Source organism: Acinetobacter sp. 24-47-64 (assembly GCF_057737055.1).
In genome coordinates, this window is the sequence record NZ_CM173215.1 from 1,874,574 (window position 1) to 1,895,474 (window position 20,901).

General features: G+C 38.5%; 20 protein-coding genes. 13 read left to right on the forward strand and 7 right to left on the reverse strand.

What is annotated here, in order from left to right:
• The first annotated feature begins 200 nt into the window (after positions 1-200).
• Genes cyoA through cyoE form a run of 5 tightly spaced genes read left to right on the forward strand, consistent with a single transcriptional unit; the run spans position 201 to position 5,097 of the window.
• Positions 201-1,265 carry a ubiquinol oxidase subunit II gene (cyoA, locus tag AC1M85_RS08970; RefSeq protein WP_092766177.1) on the forward strand — a complete coding sequence of 355 codons (1,065 nt, stop codon included), beginning with the start codon at positions 201-203 and terminating at the stop codon, positions 1,263-1,265.
• A 3-nt stretch (positions 1,266-1,268) separates the two neighbouring features.
• Positions 1,269-3,257 carry a cytochrome o ubiquinol oxidase subunit I gene (gene cyoB, locus AC1M85_RS08975; protein ID WP_035267062.1) on the forward strand — a complete coding sequence of 663 codons (1,989 nt, stop codon included), beginning with the start codon at positions 1,269-1,271 and terminating at the stop codon, positions 3,255-3,257.
• A 4-nt stretch (positions 3,258-3,261) separates the two neighbouring features.
• Positions 3,262-3,879: a cytochrome o ubiquinol oxidase subunit III gene (gene cyoC / locus AC1M85_RS08980; RefSeq protein ID WP_035267060.1), complete on the forward strand. Its 618-nt coding sequence runs from the start codon at positions 3,262-3,264 to the stop codon at positions 3,877-3,879.
• A complete protein-coding gene (cyoD, locus tag AC1M85_RS08985) occupies positions 3,876-4,208 on the forward strand; it encodes a cytochrome o ubiquinol oxidase subunit IV (protein ID WP_171076771.1) in 333 nt (110 codons plus the stop codon). Before cyoC ends, cyoD begins: the two co-directional genes overlap by 4 nt.
• A 10-nt stretch (positions 4,209-4,218) precedes the next feature.
• A complete protein-coding gene (gene cyoE, locus AC1M85_RS08990; protein WP_035267056.1) occupies positions 4,219-5,097 on the forward strand; it encodes a heme o synthase in 879 nt (292 codons plus the stop codon).
• 138 nt (positions 5,098-5,235) lie between these two features.
• On the opposite strand, the gene AC1M85_RS08995 is transcribed toward cyoE, so the two are convergent.
• Positions 5,236-7,254, reverse strand: coding sequence for a prolyl oligopeptidase family serine peptidase (locus AC1M85_RS08995; RefSeq protein ID WP_488212917.1), 2,019 nt, complete (start codon positions 7,252-7,254; stop codon positions 5,236-5,238).
• A 253-nt stretch (positions 7,255-7,507) separates the two neighbouring features.
• Between AC1M85_RS08995 and rpsF the strand changes: the two genes are divergently transcribed.
• From rpsF to alr, 5 genes are all read left to right on the forward strand, one after another.
• Positions 7,508-7,894, forward strand: a complete 387-nt coding sequence (gene rpsF / locus AC1M85_RS09000) for a 30S ribosomal protein S6 (RefSeq protein ID WP_035267614.1) — start codon at positions 7,508-7,510, stop codon at positions 7,892-7,894.
• 11 nt (positions 7,895-7,905) lie between these two features.
• The gene (gene rpsR / locus AC1M85_RS09005; protein ID WP_004719336.1) at positions 7,906-8,133 is read left to right on the forward strand and encodes a 30S ribosomal protein S18; all 228 of its coding nucleotides are present in this window, start codon (positions 7,906-7,908) and stop codon (positions 8,131-8,133) included.
• Between the two features lie 9 nt (positions 8,134-8,142).
• The gene (gene rplI / locus AC1M85_RS09010; RefSeq protein WP_035267617.1) at positions 8,143-8,589 is read left to right on the forward strand and encodes a 50S ribosomal protein L9; all 447 of its coding nucleotides are present in this window, start codon (positions 8,143-8,145) and stop codon (positions 8,587-8,589) included.
• Positions 8,590-8,792: 203 nt separating this feature from the next.
• On the forward strand, positions 8,793-10,238 hold the full coding sequence (dnaB, locus tag AC1M85_RS09015) for a replicative DNA helicase (protein WP_488212918.1): 1,446 nt from the start codon (positions 8,793-8,795) through the stop codon (positions 10,236-10,238).
• Between the two features lie 110 nt (positions 10,239-10,348).
• Positions 10,349-11,419, forward strand: a complete 1,071-nt coding sequence (alr, locus tag AC1M85_RS09020; protein WP_488212919.1) for an alanine racemase — start codon at positions 10,349-10,351, stop codon at positions 11,417-11,419.
• A gap of 24 nt (positions 11,420-11,443) precedes the next feature.
• Here the strand turns inward: alr and AC1M85_RS09025 are convergent, their stop codons facing one another.
• The 5 genes from AC1M85_RS09025 to AC1M85_RS09045 form a co-directional block, all read right to left on the reverse strand.
• Positions 11,444-11,887 carry a BLUF domain-containing protein gene (locus tag AC1M85_RS09025; protein ID WP_179998266.1) on the reverse strand — a complete coding sequence of 148 codons (444 nt, stop codon included), beginning with the start codon at positions 11,885-11,887 and terminating at the stop codon, positions 11,444-11,446.
• A 78-nt stretch (positions 11,888-11,965) separates the two neighbouring features.
• Complete coding sequence (locus AC1M85_RS09030; protein ID WP_035267625.1) at positions 11,966-12,700, reverse strand: proteasome-type protease; 735 nt, start codon at positions 12,698-12,700, stop codon at positions 11,966-11,968.
• 25 nt (positions 12,701-12,725) lie between these two features.
• Positions 12,726-13,505: a transglutaminase family protein gene (locus tag AC1M85_RS09035; RefSeq protein ID WP_488212920.1), complete on the reverse strand. Its 780-nt coding sequence runs from the start codon at positions 13,503-13,505 to the stop codon at positions 12,726-12,728.
• Positions 13,502-14,104, reverse strand: a complete 603-nt coding sequence (locus tag AC1M85_RS09040) for an alpha-E domain-containing protein (RefSeq protein WP_092766170.1) — start codon at positions 14,102-14,104, stop codon at positions 13,502-13,504. The genes AC1M85_RS09035 and AC1M85_RS09040 overlap by 4 nt, the downstream gene beginning before the upstream one ends.
• Before the next feature lie 21 nt (positions 14,105-14,125).
• Complete coding sequence (locus AC1M85_RS09045) at positions 14,126-15,676, reverse strand: circularly permuted type 2 ATP-grasp protein (RefSeq protein ID WP_488212921.1); 1,551 nt, start codon at positions 15,674-15,676, stop codon at positions 14,126-14,128.
• Between the two features lie 226 nt (positions 15,677-15,902).
• Here AC1M85_RS09045 and AC1M85_RS09050 point away from each other — a divergent pair, with 226 nt between their 5' ends.
• A complete protein-coding gene (locus tag AC1M85_RS09050) occupies positions 15,903-16,901 on the forward strand; it encodes a helix-turn-helix transcriptional regulator (RefSeq protein WP_179998271.1) in 999 nt (332 codons plus the stop codon).
• Positions 16,902-17,293: 392 nt separating this feature from the next.
• Here the strand turns inward: AC1M85_RS09050 and mnmG are convergent, their stop codons facing one another.
• Positions 17,294-19,174 carry a tRNA uridine-5-carboxymethylaminomethyl(34) synthesis enzyme MnmG gene (gene mnmG / locus AC1M85_RS09055; protein ID WP_488212922.1) on the reverse strand — a complete coding sequence of 627 codons (1,881 nt, stop codon included), beginning with the start codon at positions 19,172-19,174 and terminating at the stop codon, positions 17,294-17,296.
• Between the two features lie 259 nt (positions 19,175-19,433).
• Here mnmG and AC1M85_RS09060 point away from each other — a divergent pair, with 259 nt between their 5' ends.
• Both AC1M85_RS09060 and AC1M85_RS09065 read left to right on the forward strand, forming a co-directional pair.
• On the forward strand, positions 19,434-19,790 hold the full coding sequence (locus AC1M85_RS09060; protein WP_481589817.1) for a hypothetical protein: 357 nt from the start codon (positions 19,434-19,436) through the stop codon (positions 19,788-19,790).
• A 132-nt stretch (positions 19,791-19,922) separates the two neighbouring features.
• Positions 19,923-20,813 carry a bile acid:sodium symporter family protein gene (locus tag AC1M85_RS09065; RefSeq protein ID WP_488212923.1) on the forward strand — a complete coding sequence of 297 codons (891 nt, stop codon included), beginning with the start codon at positions 19,923-19,925 and terminating at the stop codon, positions 20,811-20,813.
• The last annotated feature ends 88 nt before the right edge of the window (positions 20,814-20,901 follow it).

Consider the following 20,901-nt stretch of genomic DNA (forward strand, 5'->3'; position numbering starts at 1 on the left):
CAAATTGGGTTTAATCCTTATATTTAAAGGCACTTTACATATAGCTTAGTTGGTCGTTATAGGGCATAATGCCCTACAACGTAGCGGTGTCATATGACTGAAATTCAGTAAATGTCATTTTCTGTTTTTCAATCATGTGACACTATAATCGCTATCCCATAATTTTATTAGGGAATGGGACTCTTCACCGAGGTTGTAAAATGAGACAAACAATTTTAGCTGTATTGTCTTTATCAACGCTTGCCGTGCTCTTAACAGGGTGTGGCGGTGATATGGTACTTCTAAACTCAAAAGGTCCAGTAGCACAAGGTCAGTCTGATCTTATGATGACTGCGATCTACCTCATGCTATTGGTAGTAATTCCATCAGCATTGATGGCTTTATGGTTTAGTTGGAAATATCGTGCGTCAAATAAAGATGCAGACTATAAACCTACATGGGCACACTCTACTATTATTGAAATCGTAGTGTGGGGTATCCCGTGTATTATTATTGGTATTTTAGCGTATTTAACATGGTGGGGCTCACACAAGTATGACCCTTATCGTCCGCTAGAATCAGAGAAATCACATTTAACTATTCAAGTTATTGCTGAACAGTTTAAATGGGTTTTTGTTTACCCTGAACAAGAAATTGCAACAGTTAACGAAGTTCGTTTCCCAGAAAAAACTCCGATTAATTTCAATATCACCTCTAACTTCACAATGAACTCTTTCTTCATTCCTCAGTTAGCGGGTCAGATTTATGCAATGGCGGGTATGCAAACTCAACTTCACGTCCTTGCGGATAATGAAGGTGTATACCGTGGTTTCTCTTCGAACTATTCAGGCTATGGTTTCACACAAATGCGCTTCCAAGCTCATTCTGTTTCAGAAGCTAAGTTTGCTGAATGGGTGTCTGCAGTAAAAGCTGGTAACGGTACTTCAATTAACCCTGAAGCTGTTCAAAAAACAGTTTTAGACCAAGCTGAATTTGCAACCTTGCGTGATGGTAACCGTTCAGAGAAACAAATCGCTGCGATGGTTCGTAACGCTAAAACCGATCTAGAGAAGCAACAAGCTGAAATTGCTCAAAAAGAAGGTCCATATAAGGCACATCCTCATCCTGTGACTTACTACTCTTCTGTTGAAAAAGGCTTGTTTGAATCAATTATCAACAAATACATGGCAAACTACCACGGTGCGGATCACTCAGCTAAAGCTGAAGGTCATGCTGTAGCTGCTGATGTAAATGCTGAACCTGCTTCTTCAGTTGTAGGGGAATAAGACATGAGCTTCTTAGGTAAGTTAAGTGTAGATGCTATCCCGTACGATCCAATCGTACAGGTAACAGTGTTAATGATGATTTTAGGTGGTATTGCAGTATTTGCCGGTATCACTTATTTCAAAAAATGGGGCTACTTGTGGAACGAATGGTTCACATCTGTAGACCATAAAAAAATTGGTATTATGTACCTTATCGTTTCTGTGATCATGTTATTACGTGGTTTCGCGGATGCGATTATGATGCGTCTTCAATTGTTCCTTGCAAAAGGCGGCGGTGAAGGCTATCTGCACCCTGAACACTACGACCAGATTTTCACCGCACACGGTGTAATCATGATTTTCTTCGTAGCGATGGGTCTTGTAGTGGGTATGATGAACATTTCTGTTCCACTACAAATTGGTGCGCGTGACGTAGCATTCCCATTATTAAACTCTTTAAGCTTCTGGTTATTCGCTGGTGCTGCTGGTTTGATGATGGTTTCTCTTGCGCTTGGTGAGTTTGCTGCAACTGGTTGGATGGCTTACCCTCCTCTTTCAGGTATCGAATACTCTCCTGGTGTTGGTGTTGACTACTATATCTGGGCACTTCAGATCTCTGGTCTTGGAACACTTCTTACTGGTGTTAACTTCTTTGTTACCATCATTAAAATGCGTGCTCCTGGCATGGGTCTTATGGATATGCCGATCTTTACGTGGACATCTTTATGTACTGCAGTATTGATCATCGCATCATTCCCAGTGTTGACTGCAACAATTGCAATGTTAACGCTTGACCGTTATTTCGGTTTCCACTTCTTTACAAATGACATGGGTGGTAGCCCAATGTTGTATGTAAACTTGATTTGGACATGGGGTCACCCAGAAGTTTATATCTTGATCCTACCTGCATTCGGTCTATTCTCTGAGATTACTTCTGTATTCTCTCGTAAGACATTGTTTGGTTACAAATCAATGGTATATGCAACGATCGCGATTACAGTTCTTGCATTCGTAGTATGGTTACACCACTTCTTTACAATGGGTTCAGGTGCCAACGTTAACGCGTTCTTCGGTATCATGACCATGATTATTGCGATTCCTACAGGTGTGAAAATCTTCTCTTGGTTATTCACAATGTATAAGGGTCGTATTACCTTCACATCACCAATGTACTGGACAGTTGGCTTCTTAGTGACTTTCGGTATCGGTGGTTTGACTGGTGTACTTATGGCGGTTCCACCTGCGGACTTCCTTGTACACAACTCACTATTCTTAATCGCTCACTTCCATAACGTAATTATTGGTGGTGTTGTATTTGGTATGTTTGCTGGTATTACTTTCTACTGGCCGAAAATGTTCGGTTGGCAGTTAAGTGAATTCTGGGGCAAAGCATGCTTCTGGTTCTGGTTCTTCGGTTTCTACTTCGCGTTCATGCCATTGTATATCCTAGGTTTCATGGGTATGACTCGTCGTCTAAACTCGTATGACAACCCAGACTGGGATCCATATGTTGGTATCGCATTATTCGGTGCTGTATTAATCGCAATTGGTATTGCTTGTTTCATCATGCAAATCATTGTTGGTTTCTTACAACGCGAACAAACTCGTGACGTTACAGGCGATCCATGGGATGCACGTACGCTTGAATGGGCGACTTCATCTCCAGCTCCATTCTATAACTTTGCAGTACTGCCTCAAGCGAACGGTATCGACCGCTTCTGGACTGACAAAGAAAATGGTGTAGCTTACGCACGTCCTGCTAAATATGAAGATGTTCATATGCCAACTAACCGTGCTGCGGGTGTACTTATTGCACTGATCATCACTGTTATGGGCTTTGCACTTATCTGGCACATTTGGTGGTTAGCGATTGTTTCTTTCGTTTCTGCAATCATTGGCTTTATCTGGAGCTCATTCACGAAGAAAGTGGATTACTATGTTCCAGCTGCTGAAGTAGAACGTATTGAAAACGAACGTTATGCGTTACTCGAAAAACACTTGAAGAAGGACTAAGGATATGGCTGAAGTACTTCATCACGAAAACCACGAGCATGATGAACATCATCACGATGATACAGACATCACGGTCTTTGGTTTTTGGACTTACTTGATGAGTGACTTGATTTTATTCGGTACACTCTTCATCGCGTTCGCTGTATTAAGCAGTCATATTCCACCTGGCACTCCAAGTGCAAAGGATCTTTTTGCAGATTCTTTAGGTTTCGTTTTAACTGAAACTTTCGCACTTTTGATTTCATCAGTGACATTTGGTTTTGCGGTACTTGCTTCTTACAAGAAAAATGTTGGTCAAGTTCTAGCTTGGTTAGCAGTTACATTTGTATTCGGTGCAATCTTCATCGGCATGGAACTTTATGAATTTAATCATTTAGTTCATGCTGGTCATGGACCAAGCGTTAGTGCGTTCTTATCTGCGTTCTTTACTTTAGTTGGTACGCACGGTATTCACGTAACTTCTGGTTTGGTATGGATGATCGTGTTGATGATTCAAATCAAAAAATATGGTTTGACTACAATCAATACTCGTCGTCTTGCTTGCCTAAGCTTGTTCTGGCACTTCCTTGACATCGTATGGATCTGCGTATTCAGCGTAGTGTACTTAATGGGAGTATTATAATGAGTCATGATCATAATGCTGCTGGTGCATCACACGGTAACGTAAAGCAATACACAATCGGTTTTGTACTTTCTGTTTTATTGACTGTAGTTCCATTCTACATGGCAATGAATACTGATAGCTTCAGCCGTGGTGCAATTATTGCTGTTATCGGTATTACAGCTGTTGCTCAGGTACTTGTACAATTAGTTTACTTCTTGCACATGAACTCATCTTCAGAGCAACGTTGGAACGTGATTGCATTTATCTATACAATTCTAACTATTGCTGTTCTTTTAGTTGGTTCTGTATGGATCATGAACTACTTACATTCAAACATGATGATCTAAACTGATTGTCATGTTTAAAAAGTACTTATTCCTGACTAAGCCAGGAATTCTCTTTGGTAACTTCGTTACCACTTTGGGTGGCTACTTTGTAGCTACCCAAGGTTCAGTAGATTTCCTTCTCCTGCTTCTTACCCTCATTGGCACTACCCTCGTAGTTGCATCTGGATGTGTGGTTAATAACGTTATTGATCAAGACATCGACCAAAAAATGCAGCGCACTCAAAATCGTGCGTTAGTCAAGAAAACCATTTCTGTTCAAATTGCATTAGCTTTTGCTTTGCTGTTAGGCATACTCGGTTTTGGTATTTTATGGTTTTGGGTAAATGCGTACGCTTTTTTATTCGCAGTTATTGGTTTTGTCGTATATGTTGGTTTTTACAGCTTATGGACAAAACGAACAACGATCCACCAAACTGTGGTCGGTAGTATTTCTGGTGCAGCCCCCCCTGTCATTGGATATACAGCGGTCGCGAATCAGTTCGATTTAGGTGCGCTACTCATTTTCTTGGGTTATGCATTTTGGCAAATGCCTCACTCATGGGGAATTGCAATTTATCGTTTTGATGATTATAAAAATGCAGGTATTCCGATTCTTCCTGTTGCGCGCTCGATTGTTCGCACCAAGATCGAATCGCTGATTTACATTGTGCTATTTGCAATTTCAATGAACGCTTTATTTGTATTTGGCTATGCAAACTGGCTTTATTGTATAATTCTCAATGTATTGACTGTTTATTGGCTATATTTAAATATCATTGGATTTAAAGCTGAAAATGATCAATTATGGGCAAAGAAATATTTCTTATTCTCTGTTCTCCTAATTACGATTATCAGTATTTGCTTTAGTTTTACTGCTACTGCACCAATAAACAATCTTGTCATTTTTTAAAAGATAGAGAAGCCTCTATCTTTTTTTTATTTTGATACAGATTCATTTAAAATAAGAATAAACACAAAAAAAGGATTCTTTATTATTTAGTTTCCACTGAATACCCATAAATTACTTAAAATCGAAAATATTAATTCATCACCTAAAACCAACTTCAAATAAAAATGAACTGACTAAAGCTGAATGAAATGCGCTCAGTTTCTTATTTGCAAAAATGCTATGCCCACCATCAACTTGTTCATAAAAATATACATTTGGAATATTCATAGATTTCATTTTAGCCGCCATTTTTCTGGCATGCGCAGGCGTAACTCGATCATCGGTAGTTGTGGTGTAAAATAGCACAGCGGGTAATTTAGCTGTACTTTCAAAATATTCGTCCAACAAATGATAAGGCGAGATGGTTTTTAAATATTTTGCATCTTGGCTATCTAAAGGATCTCCGTATTCGGCAATCCACGAATAACCTGCCCCTATTTGAGTAAATCTCAACATATCGAGTAGAGGAACCTCACAAACAATTGCACTGAATAAATCTGGGTATTGCATCAGCATATTCCCCATTAATAATCCACCATTACTACCACCAATAGCAGCTAGCTTTTCTTTTATAGTCACGCCTCGATCTATAAGGTGTTGTGCAACTGCAGAAAAATCCTCATATGACTTATGTCGATTATGTTTTAATGCTTGTTGATGCCAATCAGGGCCATACTCATTTCCCCCTCTAATATTGGCTATAACATATACAACACCTTTAGATATTAACGATTCAATTTCTTTTTCCAAAAACCTAGGTGTAAGTGAAACTTCAAAACCTCCATATCCCTCAATCAAAACTGGTAAGTGATTCAACTGAGATTGTTCTAAAGAAATTTGAAAATATGGAACTTTGGTACCATCTTTTGACAATGCAAAATGTTGCGCAACTCGATAGTGTGATTGATCAATTGAATGAGCCTTAGACTTCAATTTTTGTTTTTTCATTGATTCAAGTTCGACCAAATATTGTGTCGGTGGATTTATAAAACTCTGAATCGATATCAATACATCGTTATTAAAATTTTCGACTGAATCTATGGTTATTTGCGAATATGCCTCATCTGGATAGATTGCGTCGGCTAATTTTATCCCTGATTGAATATCATACACTTCCAGATAATTGGACACATATTTCATGATGTCTAAAATCAGGAAATCCTGAGTGAACGTATAATTACTTAGAGTTTTACAAGTAGAAGACTTGAAAATCACATCAAACTCACGATCTCCATTTTTAAATGCATCAAAATCTATGCACATTAAACTACCCGCTAGATAACCAGCCGAAATATCCCAATGGGATTTCAACTCAATCAACATTAAGTTACGGTAGAAAGAAACACGCGCATCTTTGGGCACATTTAATTTAAATTGCTCTTCACCGACAAAATACTCACTCTCGTAAAAGTTTATGATTCGAGTAAAGACATGTCTTTCATAACCCTTACAATGATCTAGAAATGCAAATGCCGACAAATCCTGATCAAAAACTTCAAATACAGTCTTTGCTTCATTTAACGGTGTATCTCTTTTCCATCTCTTAACGATTTTTGGATAACCAGATAAAGTTAAACTGCCGTCTCCGAAGTCTGTCATCACATATATTTCATTTTGGCTAATCCAGCGAACTTGTGTTTTAGCAGATTCAATAAAAAATCCACCATCGACAAAGTTTCTTTCAGCAAGATTAAATTCTCGAATTTGAACTGAATCAGCTCCATTTTCTGATAGGTACACGAGACAATACTGATCATCAATCTCTAGCCTTTCAACGCCACCAAAAAACCACTTCACGCCCTCATCGGCACTTAACTGATCGAAATCAATCAACGTTTCCCATTGAATATCCTCTTTCTGATAGTTTTCCAATAATGCTCTACGCCAAACTCCTAGTACATTAATGTAGTCTTGCCAAAAGTTATAAACATAAGCACCTATTTTAGAAATGTATGGAAGTGCTTGTGCTTCGAATAAAACTTTCTCCAAACCAACATATGTCTCTTTAAAAAATTGATTTTGAGTTAATTTTTCTGATGTTAATGTGTTTTCTTTCTGTACCCAATCCAATGATTTTTTGCTGTTTATCTCTTCAAGATATAAAAATTGATCAGTCATTATGTTCTTATTTAAGCAAATTATTTAGACATCACTGTATTTAGAATCATTGTAATGATCTAGCAGACTGTCATTGAATATATGTAATGCAGAAAATTTTCGTATTTCAACTCATTGACTTGAAATTTAGGTTCAAAACACATAGAATCCAACCTTCGCAAATTTTGCGACACACTGTTTGTTTACATTCAGCTGTGACTCCTTGCTTCTAACAAATGCGTTAGAGGCTGCATAAAACCGTAAGGAGCTGACAATGCGTCACTACGAAATCGTAATTCTGGTACATCCAGACCAAAGCGATCAAGTGGTAGGTATGGTAGAACGCTATATCTCTCACATTAAAGATGCTGAAGGTCAAATTCACCGTCTTGAAGATTGGGGCCGTCGCCAATTGGCTTACCCAATTAACAAAATTCACAAAGCGCACTACATTTTAATGAACGTTGAATGTAACCAAACTACGCTTAATGAATTGGAAGAGTTATTCCGTTACAACGATGCTATTCTTCGTAACGTTATTATTCGTCGTGAAAACGCAATCACTGAAGAGTCTTTATTGGCTAAGAGTGCTGAAGAAAAACGTGCGCGTAAAGCTCAACGTGAAGAAGCACAACAAGCTCAAGACTCTGCTGAAGCATAAGGAGAACATCAATGGCACGTTTCTACCGTCGTCGTAAGTTCTGCCGCTTTACAGCTGAGAACGTTACATATATCGACTATAAAGATATCGATACTTTAAAACAGTACATCACTGAAAACGGCAAGATTGTTCCTAGCCGTATTACAGGTACTAAAGCTCGTTACCAACGTCAATTAGCTCTTGCTATCAAACAAGCTCGCTACTTAGCGTTGATTCCTTACACTGACAATCATAAGTGAGGTTGAGCTGTGGATATTATCTTATTACAACGCATTAAGAACCTTGGTAAATTAGGTGATAAAGTTTCAGTTAAAGCTGGTTACGGCCGCAACTACTTAATCCCTCAAGGTAAAGCAGTTGCTGCTACTGAAGCTAACACTGCTGCATTTGAAGCTCGTCGTGCTGAACTTGAGAAGCAAGAAGCTGAAGTATTAGCTGCTGCTCAAGCACGTGCTGACCAATTGAACGAAGTAAATATCGTAATCACTGCGAAAGCTGGTGACGAAGGTAAACTATTTGGTTCTATCGGTACTCGTGACATCGCTGACGCGTTGACAAATGCTGGTCTTGAAGTTGACCGTGCTGAAGTTCGTTTACCGAACGGTGCACTTCGTCACACTGGCGAATTCAACATCGCAATCCAATTGCACCACGATGTTGTTGCTGAAGTTCTCGTTACTATCGTATCTGAGTAATTTTATGCAAAGAAAAAGAGCATGCATCAGCATGCTCTTTTTTTATCCCTAATAATTATAAAATTTGATTTAGCAAGCTGAAATTTAGACTTAGTTTTTTATTTGTTATCGATATTATTTGTTGCACTGTCTTGCTTGTGCATTTTGCATTAAGATAAGTCTCCCCTATTCATTTTCGTAATTATTGTAAATCAAGGTTTTATATGTCTCAGGCGACTGCCAAAAAAAATACGAATAACACTGAGTTAGATTTGCTAAAGAGTGAATCTTCAGCACTCAAAGAGTTTCGTACGCCTCCGCACAATCTTGCTATTGAACAGGCTGTTCTTGCCGCACTCATGACAGTAGCTGAGTCATTCGAACAGGTCAGCGATATATTAACCGAGAATGATTTTTACGCGACTCGACATAAATATATTTTTAGAGCAATTGAAAAACTTTCTAAAGAAAGTTCACCTTATGATGCCGTATTGGTCAATGATTGGTTAATCAAACAGAACCTGCTTGATGTGATTGGCGGTGAAGAATATTTAATGCAATTGATGGCGGATTCTCCATCAAGCTTTTATAACCTTGAAACTTATGCCAATAAAATACGTGAATTTGCAACTTTGAGAAATATGATCAAAGTTGGTAATGAAATTCTACAAAATGCGTATGACACGAAAGGTCGAGAAGTCACTGAAATTTTAGATTTAGCTGAGACCAGTATCTTTTCTTTGGCTGAACAACACAATAACAATGCTAAAGCTCAAGGTCCAAAAGCAATTAATACCGTTGTCGCAGATGTATTCGATAAACTCAACGAGTTATCACAACTTGATGGGAATATTACAGGTCTGACCACAGGATTTGTGGAGCTTGATAATAAAACATCAGGTATGCAAGCTGGAGATATGATCGTCGTTGCTGCCCGTCCATCAATGGGTAAAACAACTTTTGCAATGAATTTAGTCGAAAGTGTGCTATTCAATTGCAACCTTCCTGCTCTCGTATTCTCCATGGAGATGCCTGCTGACTCTATTGCCATGCGTTTAATTTCCTCGTTTGGTAAAGTGCATCAAGGACATTTGCGATCTGGCAAATTAGATGGCGAAGAATGGAACAAGGTCACGGGAACGATTCTTCAATTGCAAGAAAAACATCTTTATATTGATGATTCATCTGCCCTCCCACCGACTGAAATGCGCGCACGTGCAAGACGTATCGCGAAACAACACGGTGGTAAACTGGGTTGCATCATGGTCGATTACCTGCAGTTAATGAAAGTACCAGGTATGGGTGATAACCGTGTGGGTGAAATTGGTGAAATTTCTCGAAGCTTGAAAGCATTGGCGAAAGAGATGCATTGCCCTGTGATTGCACTTTCGCAGCTTAACCGCTCACTCGAAAACCGTCCAAATAAACGTCCTGTGATGTCAGACTTACGTGAATCTGGAGCAATTGAGCAGGATGCCGATTTGATCATGTTCATTTACCGTGATGAGGTATATAACAAAGAATCTAAAGAAGCAGGAACTGCTGAAATCATTATCGGTAAACAACGTAATGGTCCAATTGGTACCGTTCGACTCGCTTTTGAAGGTCAATATACGCGTTTTAGTAACTTGTCACCTGAATATTACGCGCAGAACCAAGAAGAAGAGTAATTTTGCTTTGATCAATTCTTAGTTAAGAACGCACGAATTGATCCAACACAATTATCTTTTTTCAGTTTAAAAGATTTAACCTTTCCACATGCCTCTAGGAGTAAATTAGAGTGCGCCAAGCAACGGTTTGTATTGACACACACGCATTGCAATACAATTTAAATCGCGTGAAACAACTTGCACCAAACTCTAAAGTTGTAAGTATGGTAAAGGCAAATGCTTATGGTCATGGAGTCTCAGACTGCTTAGCCGCATTGAGCCAGTCTGATGCTTTTGGCGTTGCATGTTTAGAAGAAGCACTTGAAATACGTGAATTAGGTTTTAAACAACCTATCACCTTAATTGAAGGTGTTTTTTCTGAAGATGAAATGCAAATTGCGATTGAGCAACATATTGAAATAATCGTTCATCATCATCAACAACTGCAGTGGTTGTTGCAAGTTAAAGATGCTTATATCGCCCGAAATCTAAAAGTATGGGTTAAACTAAATAGCGGAATGAACCGCTTAGGCTTCAAAATTGATGTAATCAAATCGATTATTCATCAATTAAAAAATGAAGATTTTACCTGTGTACTTGCAATGCATTTTGCTAATGCAGATGTTGATCACCCTTTAAATGAACAACAAATATCTCAATTTCTTGAAGTAAAACAAGATTGTGCACCAATTTTAGCTTCGTGTTGTAATTCAGCAGCAATTTATAAATACCCTGAATTGCATTTTGACTATGTTCGTCCTGGTATTATGCTGTACGGCGCAACGCCATTTGCAGATCGTGACGTCCACACTCTAGATTTAAAACCTGTCATGACATTCAGTGCTGAGATTATTGCACTTAATGCCATTCAATCAGGTGAAGCTGTAGGTTATGGCTCAACCTTTGTTACACAGCGACCTATGCAATTAGCAATTGTCTCGATCGGATATGGTGATGGGTATCCAAGAGCTTTTATTCGTGAGAATTCAGTTTCATTTAAAGGTCAATTGACCCCAGTGATCGGTCGGGTTGCCATGGATATGATTGCCATAGATGTCACTGATCTCAACGCAAAAATTGGTGATCTAGTAGAATTATGGGGTAAAAATCGTTTAGTGGATGATGTTGCTGAAGCGAATGGTACGATTGGTTATGAGTTGTTATGTCGATTAAGCCAACGTCCGAAGCGTCTCAAAATGTAATGAGCGAATTAAATCAACGTAATGCTAAACAGCATTACGTTGTAGTTCATTAAAATCCGTATCCTGAGCGCGTGTCAAAAATCGAATTAGATAATCAGCTTGATCTTGAGTAAACTGTGTTGGCGTAAATTGACTAAATCCCATATCTATTAAAGCCTGCTTCACTGGACTTTGTCGTCCTACAAACTTCATAGACCATTCTTGAAATTGTTTTTTTTCAATATTTTTTCGCTGAAATAGGCGAATTTGATGATGGCGTTTATCCTTGTGAAGCTTTTGCAACAATATATCTAGTGTGGCTTCATCACCCTCTAGACATTGAAAATAGTGCCCATCTGCATAATAAAGTGCTCCAGAAATTTGATGCTCAAAATTGAAATGACGGGCTTCAGTCAAGATTTCACGAACATCAATCAATAACCGACTTGCATCTGCAGTTGACACACTCGCATAACTGAACTGTTGCATTGCTTCCCCTAATTTTTATAGTAATGATTTAATATTCAATGCAACTCAATTTAATCTAAACTAAATCATAAAGCAAAATTATTGCCAATAGTCTTCTGTTGGACGTGGCAAACCGTTCAATCCTTGACGCAAAGTATCTGACCAAAGTTTACTAATAGATGAGAAATATGGATCATCATCATGAATACGTTTAGACAATGGAATTGCAAAACTATCTTTTTTATAAATACATGCATCTAGTGGTAAGCCCACAGAAACATTAGATCTAAGGGTTGAATCAAATGAAATTAAACCGCATCTTAATGCTTCATCTAATTCAGTATTGTAATTTAATGCACGATCTAAAATTGGTTTACCGTATTTACTTTCCCCAATCTGAAAAAAGGGCGTATCTGACGTCGCATTGATAAAATTACCCTGAGGATAAATATTATATAACTGAATATCCTCCCCTTGAATTTGACCAGAAAGTAAAATCGTACAGTGATAATTACTTTGCTCTAGTTGATCAGTAGTCACATCCATAATGACACGCTTTAAAGTATGACCAACCAATTCAGCCATCTCGAACATGCTATTCACACTATACAAATTAGGTTCGTGTTTTAAATCTAGCTGATTCTGTAAATGCCCTATAACGGCTTGTGTCGTCGCCAAATTACCCGCAGTTTGTATACTGATAAAACGCTCACCCTCAACACCGAAAAGATAGAGTTTACGAAAGACAGAGATATGATCTACACCTGCATTTGTTCGCGTGTCACTGATACAAATTAAGCCATCACGTAAACGCATAGCACAACAATAGGTCATTGAAATCTCTCTTCTAAATTTTGTTCTAACACGGTAATACCTGAACGATGGTCGTCATACTCTCCACGCCACCAGCCTCTCGCACACCTCTGATAGGTGCAACGTCCCAATAATCACGCCCTAATGCAATATAAATGTGTGAACTTGGCGTATAGAGCTGATTGCTAACATCAAATGTATACCAAACTCCATCTATATAAGCTTCAGCCCAAGCATGGCTCGCCAAATGACTCATTTCTGGAACGTAAAGATATCCAGAAACATAACGCGCAGGAATATTTAACTCTCTACACATACCTACAAATACATGAGTATGATCCTGACATACCCCTTGTTGATGATGGAATGCATCTATTGCCGTAGTATTCACTTGAGTAGAATCTGAAATATATGGTATATGCTCAAGCAATGCATAACTTAAATGTTTTAATTCATCACGAGTCTTTTTACTCACATGCTGAGCTGCAAAAGCTTTCATTTCAGCATCACATTGAGTCGCTGGGGTAATTTGTAGAAAAATACCGACTGGCACTTCTGACTCAATAGCTTGTTCTGAAACTGTATCGATTTCAATAATGCCCTGCGCCATAATACTTAAATTTTGATATGCATAGCGTTGAGTCGAAGTAATCCAAATATTATTAAAGGCATCTTTTGCTTCGACCGTATGACCAGGAATACTCACTGACCAAGCATCTACTTTTTGGTGAGCATTACATTGAGGACACATTCGTATATATTGGATACTATTTTTTGCCGTTTCCGTATATTGATAATGGGTTTGATGATTAATCATCAATTTCATGCATCCACCTCAAATAAACATTGCACCTGATCATTCAATTGGTAAAAGCTATTAGCATTTGGATGCGCTAAAAGATGTTGCCAAGCCTCATCTAAGCTGTCCCATCCTTTAGACTTCAACAGTTCAATCACAACACTTAAAGAATTGATTGTAGAATTAACATCCTGATTCAATCTTATTTCACGATCAAGATTTTCGAAATATTGTCCTAGACTAAAAAACAGAAAAATGTCTTCATTTTCAGCTTCTAGAATATCGCTACACTCATCAACAACAGTACAAATTAATCCTGCATTTTGTGTCGCTGTATCCACCATCTGTTTTAATTCTGAATAAGCCTGAACTGACAATACACCACGTAAATCTTGAATATTATTTTTCACATATTCAAATTGTTGAAAAAAAGAAGCTGGCTGATCATTACTCAGAATCAGCTCATTGAGCGAACACGCATTAAAAGCAGGTAAGCAAAAAGCATGGGCATACTGCAATGCTTGAACATCATCTTGAAATGGAAACTGACCACATAAATGTTGAATACGAGATAAATAACGGCCAACCCAGTAAATATTTTGCGCATTGCTGTTTAATATAATCATGACAAGCTCCTGGTTGTATATTTATGAATGTAGCGGATCTATAACCCACGTATCTTTAATGCCACCACCCTGTGACGAATTTACAACTAATGACCCTTCTTGCATCGCAACTCGGGTTAAACCTCCCGGCACGATTTCTGTACGATACGGTGAACTTAAAATAAACGGTCTTAAATCAATATGGCGTTCAGCGATGCCGAATTCAGTTAAAGTGGGAGCGACTGAAAGCGCTAAAGTTGGTTGTGCAATGTAAGCATGCGGCTGTGCAATTAACTTTAATCTAAATTGTTCAATTTCTTGTTCGGTCGCTTTAGGACCAATTAACATGCCATAACCGCCTGAACCTTGCGCCTCTTTAACCACTAACTTTTCTAAATTACAAAGTACATAATCGAGTTCTTCACGTTCACGACATTGGTAAGTCGGTACGTTATTTAAAATTGGCTTCTGGTTTAGATAGTAATTAATCATTTTATCGACATAAGGATAGATTGATTTGTCATCTGCTACCCCCGTGCCAGGCGCATTCGCAATCACGACATTGTGTTGTAAGTAAGCAGACATTAGGCCAGGTACACCTAATGTACTGTCTGGCATAAAACACAATGGATCAAGAAATCCATCATCTAGGCGTCGGTAAATGACATCGACTTGTTTTTTACCCCAAACGGTTTTGGCATAGACCTTAGCATTTTCAACGAATAAATCCTGACCTGTAACTAGAGGAACATCCATCTCACGTGCGAGGAAACAATGCTCATAATATGCACTGTTATATCGGCCGGGTGTAAGCACCACGATAAATGGTTTATCTACTTCAGCATTTTCCTCGAGTATTTGTCTTAAAAGTTGAGGATATTGCTCTACACCTTGTAAATTTGATGACTTACAAAGTTCGGGCATCATTTTTTCACTAATTTTTCGACTTTCCAACATATAAGACACGCCTGATGGTGTTCTTAAATTGTCTTCTAGTACGAAGAAGTCACCTTGCTGATCACGAATAATATCGATTCCGCTAATTTGACTATAAACTTTACCTTTCAATGAATGTTTATACATCAATGGTTGGTATGCCTCATGAGTGAGCACTTGCAGCTCAGGCACTAAACCATCTTTTAAAATCGCCTGATTATGGTAAATATCATCTAAAAAAAAGTTCAATGCTTGCACCCTTTGTGCACAGCCTTGCTCTATTTTGTGCCATTGTTGTTTGGCAATTACACGTGGAATTAAGTCATAAGGAATAATGCGATCTGTACCCTCAGCACCACCATAGACTGTAAATGTAATGCCCTGATAGAGGAAATGTTCCTTCGCTTGATGATTTAATGATTTCAGCTCATCCAAGCTTCTTTCACATAACCAATTTTCGATTTTACTAGATGCCTCTAAGCCAATAGTTTTGTCATCTAAAAGTTCATTATAAAATTCAGATTTAAGTTGATCGAACAAGTACGCAGTGCTGTTTTGTTTAACTTCGATCTGCATAGATTTTTCAAAAGCTTTGACGGTATGATCAGCCTTAAAATTTGCGAGAATTGAAGTGGTATCTTTTTCCTCTTTTAGCATACATACCTCTTAATTGTTATCAATTGTAAACAAAATTAAGCAATTTCAATGCCAAAAATTTACCTATTCATCTATTAATGCCCCATTTTTGAAGCATTCACAACGAAAAATGGCCTAAAGATGTATCGAAATATACTCAACAGCTTCACTTTCCATGCTTGCTTATCTCTTAAAGATTTTTTATTGTGTGTTTGAAAAATATTTTCTCTTTATTCATTAGTTGATTATGTCCTCTCAAGAAAAAGAAACATCGAATAGCTTATATCGACAGTGGCAAATTCTTTCACGTTTAACCACTGGCAAATGGATGGGTACACGAGAGTTGCAAGAGACCCTGCAAAGAGAAGGTATTGAAATCAGTTTAAGAACCATTCAACGTGATTTAAATCAAATTTCTCAAAGATTTCCTATTGAGAGTAATAAAACTGTACCACAAGGTTGGCGTTGGCGATCAGATGCCCCAATTCAAAGCTTGCCGCATATGACCAGCTCACAAGCCGTCACCTTCATGATGGTTGAAGAGCATTTGAAGCATTTGCTTCCTCCAAGCTTAATTGAGGAAATGAACCCTTGGTTCGAGCTTGCAAAACGCAGCTTATCTACACAAAACAATGTACGTCAGTGGATTAACCGAGTTCGTATTGTCCCAGCAAGCCAGCCCTTGATCCCTCCTGTTGTAGAGAAACATGCGCAGCAAGCTATTTACGAAGGTCTATTACAAGATAAACAGATCGAATGCATATATCGTGCGCGTGGACCTGAAAGTGAAGAACGTGGTTATACCTTAAACCCGCTCGCATTGGTTCAAAAGGGTTCAATCATTTATTTGATTTGTACTCGACATGACAAATCAGAAGTTCAAACCTTTGCTTTACATCGCTTTAAATCTGCAAAAGTTCTAGAACAACGCGCCTTACACCCTGTTGACTTTGATATTGATGCTTACATTGAATCTGGTGCGCTCGGCTTTAGAGTTGATTTCAATAAACCCACTGAGCTCGTTCAACTCGAACTCTTTATGAATAAAGCTGATGCACTTTACTTTTCCGAAAGCCAACTCAGTAAAGATCAATCCATTACACAAGTATCCGATGATCTCTTTAAAGTGGTGGCTAATGTGCCCTTTACTTCACAATTGGTTTGGTGGCTCAGAAGCTTCGGCAAAAAAATCATTCGTATAGAACCGCTCGATGTATTTAACGCCGTTCATGAAATTGAAAATTAAAAAAAGAGCCAAATTGGCTCTGAAGATTTTTTATTATCATATTTTCAGTATTGCGCTGATTTCTAATTGTGTTGAGTTTAAATACGTGAACTAAACTCCCCTTTAGCCCACGTACATTTTTCAATGTCGTTGGATTATGATTTACATCGTGCAGCATGCAATTTCATAACCATTATAACGAATACGCTTCATCGTCATGGCCTTTCCTCTTTGTTGTGAACGTAGAATCAATATAACGACATCAACTTGGATTGAGAAATAATCATAATTTCTTTATTAATCTCTATTCTTGTTAAACATAAATAATAAATTATTCATCTTATTTATGAATAAATCGTTATATGAGGATCAAAAAAACCCGCATCAAGCGGGTTTTTTGGACTGCAACAGGCTTAAGCAGATTTTTTAGTTTGTGCATTCTTACGAATCGTAATCATCACCAATTGAACAGCAGCAGGTGTTACGCCCGGAATACGACTTGCTTGAGCAAGAGTTTCAGGACGAACCTCTTTGAGTTTCAAGGTAATTTCACGAGATAAACCAGATACTACGTCATAATCAAAATCAGCTGGAATCTTGGTTTCTTCAAGACGCTTCATTTGTGCAACATCTTGATGCTGACGGTTGATATAACCTTCGTATTTCACCGCAATCTCAATTTGGTCACCCACTTGAGCAGAAACATCAGAACCAGTAAGTTCCGCAATTTGAGCAAAAGTAATGTTTGGACGTTTCAATAAATCAATTGCTGAACATTCTTTAGAAAGATCCGCACCTGTCATTTCAACGAATTTTTTACCCATTGGATTGTTTGGTGCAGCCCAAAGATGTTGCAAACGACCTGTTTCACGCTCAACCGCTTCCATTTTTTCACAATATGCTGCCCAACGCTCGTCATCCACGAGACCCATTTCACGACCGATTGGCGTCAAACGTTGGTCTGCGTTATCTTCACGAAGCATCAAACGGTATTCCGCACGTGAGGTAAACATACGGTACGGTTCTTTCGTACCTAAAGTGATTAAGTCATCAACCAATACACCCATGTACGCTTCATCACGCTTCGGTGTCCATTGCTCTTGATCCCACGCACGGCGTGCAGCGTTCAGACCTGCAAGTAATCCTTGTGCACCTGCTTCTTCATAACCAGTCGTACCGTTGATTTGACCAGCGAAGTACAAGTTATTAATCGCTTTAGTTTCTAAAGTAAATTTCAACGCTTGTGGATTGAAATAGTCATACTCAATGGCATAACCCGGACGAAGAATGTGCGCATTTTCCATACCACGGATTGAGCGTACTAATTCAAACTGGACATCAAACGGTAAAGATGTAGAAATACCATTTGGATAAAGTTCATGTGTATCTAGCCCTTCAGGCTCTAAGAATACTTGGTGAGAATCTTTATCGGCAAATTTATGAATTTTATCTTCGATTGACGGACAGTAACGTGGTCCTACACCTTCAATCACACCAGTATACATCGGTGAACGGTCTAGGCCGCCACGAATAATATCATGAGTTTTTTCGTTGGTATGCGTGATATAGCACTTGACTTGCTCTGGGTGCATTGATGCATCACCCATAAATGACATCGTTGGTGATGGGAAATCACCCGGCTGTGGTGTCATCACAGAGAAATCTACAGAACGTGCATCAATACGTGGTGGCGTACCTGTTTTTAAACGACCTACTGGCAATTGAAGCTCACGTAAACGGTGCGCTAAAGAAATTGAAGGTGGATCACCTGCACGACCGCCGCTTGATTTCTCAAGACCAACATGAATCACGCCACCCAAGAATGTACCAGCGGTTAACACGACAGTTTTCGCATCAAAGCGAATCCCCATTTGTGTTACCACACCTTTAACGGTATCGCCGTCAACAATGAGATCATCTGCTGCTTGTTGGAAAATATCAAGATTGGCTTGGTTTTCTAATGTTTCGCGAATAGCCGCCTTATAACGTACACGGTCAGCCTGCGCGCGCGTTGCACGAACTGCAGCACCTTTACGAGAGTTCAGAATACGGAACTGAATACCACCCTTGTCTGCTGCGAGTGCCATCGCACCACCTAAGGCATCAATTTCGCGAACAAGGTGTGATTTACCAATACCACCAATCGCTGGGTTACAGCTCATCTGCCCTAAAGTCTCAATATTATGAGTTAAGAGTAAAGTCTGTCGACCCATACGTGCCGCAGCAAGCGCTGCTTCTGTACCAGCGTGTCCGCCACCGATAACAATGACATCGTAAACTTTAGGATAATGCATAGTGGTATATGAGGAGATAAAAATAATGACAGAAAATTATAGCAAATTTTGTTTGCCTTGAGACAATCGAGAACGATTTAATTCTAATTTTTTTGAAGTCCAATAATATAAACCATTTTGATATAAAAATTTATAAATTTTGCAGATTTAAGTGATTTTTAAACAATTTAGAAAATTTATTTACAGCATTGCCCTTCCATTGATTCGACTATTTTTTCAACATATTCAAGTCATATTTTTTTAACAAGAGTATACGAACATGAAAGTCCAGTTATTTACGATATCAATGTTATGTTGTTTGGGTCTAAGCGTAAGTAGTATGAGTATTGCGAATGACAAAGTTGATAATGCCTATAATGCCAAACAATTCCAAAGTGTATGTAAGGGTAAAAGCGAAGGCGATGCTGTCAGTTTCCCGTATAAAGGAATCATTTGGAATGGTACTTGCCAAACTCAATTTTTCCCTACCCAAAGTAAAGATTTGAAAGGCAATGAAGAGCAGCTTAATTCAGCTTGTAAGTCTGATGCAGCGAGTGTTTCCGTGAATATTGAAGGTCAAGAATATAAAGGCAAATGTGCACTCGGATATGCGCCACCGATGCCAAAAGCGTCTTAATCCAATTTTTTAAATTCGACCATTTATGCAACCAATTGAAAAATTGGTTGCTTTTATTTATTGATAACGATAAAACCAAATTAAAAATAACGATCTATTTACAAATAACACAACAAAATTCAGGATGAATTTATGGACACAGGGATCCTTACGATTTTTTTACCTTTAGCACTTGCAATTGTGATGGCGGGTTTAGGACTTGAACTCACTGTTCAAGATTTTCTACGCGTTCGTAAACACCCTAAAGCAGTGCTCATCGCATTATTTTCCCAACTCGTCATTTTGGTTGGCGTTGCATTTATTATATGTAAAATACTCAATCTTTCACCTTACTTGGCTGTCGGCTTAGTATTGCTTGCTGCCTCACCAGGGGGTGCGACAGCCAATCTGTTTAGCTATTTATACAAAGGTGATGTTGCCCTCAACATCACCTTGACTGCGATTAATGCCATTATTGCTGCAGTGACCTTGCCGCTTATCGTGAATTTTGCAATCGCACATTTCATTCAGGATTCAACCCAGATTGGTCTGCAATTTAGTAAAATTTTACAAGTGTTTGCCATTATTCTTATTCCAGTTGCCCTCGGTATGTTTGTGCGCTACAAATTTCCAAATGTTGCAACTAAACTAGAAAAACCAGTGCGTATTTTTGCCGTTGTATTCTTAGTGTTAATTATTGTCGGTGCAGTACTTTCTGAACGTGCCAACATTATGAATTATCTTGCTCAAATTGGTTTGGCGACAGCGTTATTTTGTATCGCAAGTCTTAGCGTCGGTTATTTTCTCCCTCGCTTCTTTGGTGTACCGAGTTTTCAAGCAAGAGCGTGTGCTTTTGAAATTGGTATCCATAACAGTACTTTGGCCATGGCGATTGCAATCACGATAATGAATAGCAGCGAAATTGCGATGCCAGCAGCTGTTTATTCAATCTTTATGTATATCTTCGCTGCTATTTTCGGCATGTTGCTGAATCGTTTTGCACCATTAGACCATCCGGCTGAGTTAACTCGAAACCACTCATAAATTAACTGATATTAATTGAGTTAACCAACTCATCTTAAAGGCACTGTAATCGTGCCTTTATTTATGCTTCAGGTTTTATCTGCATTCT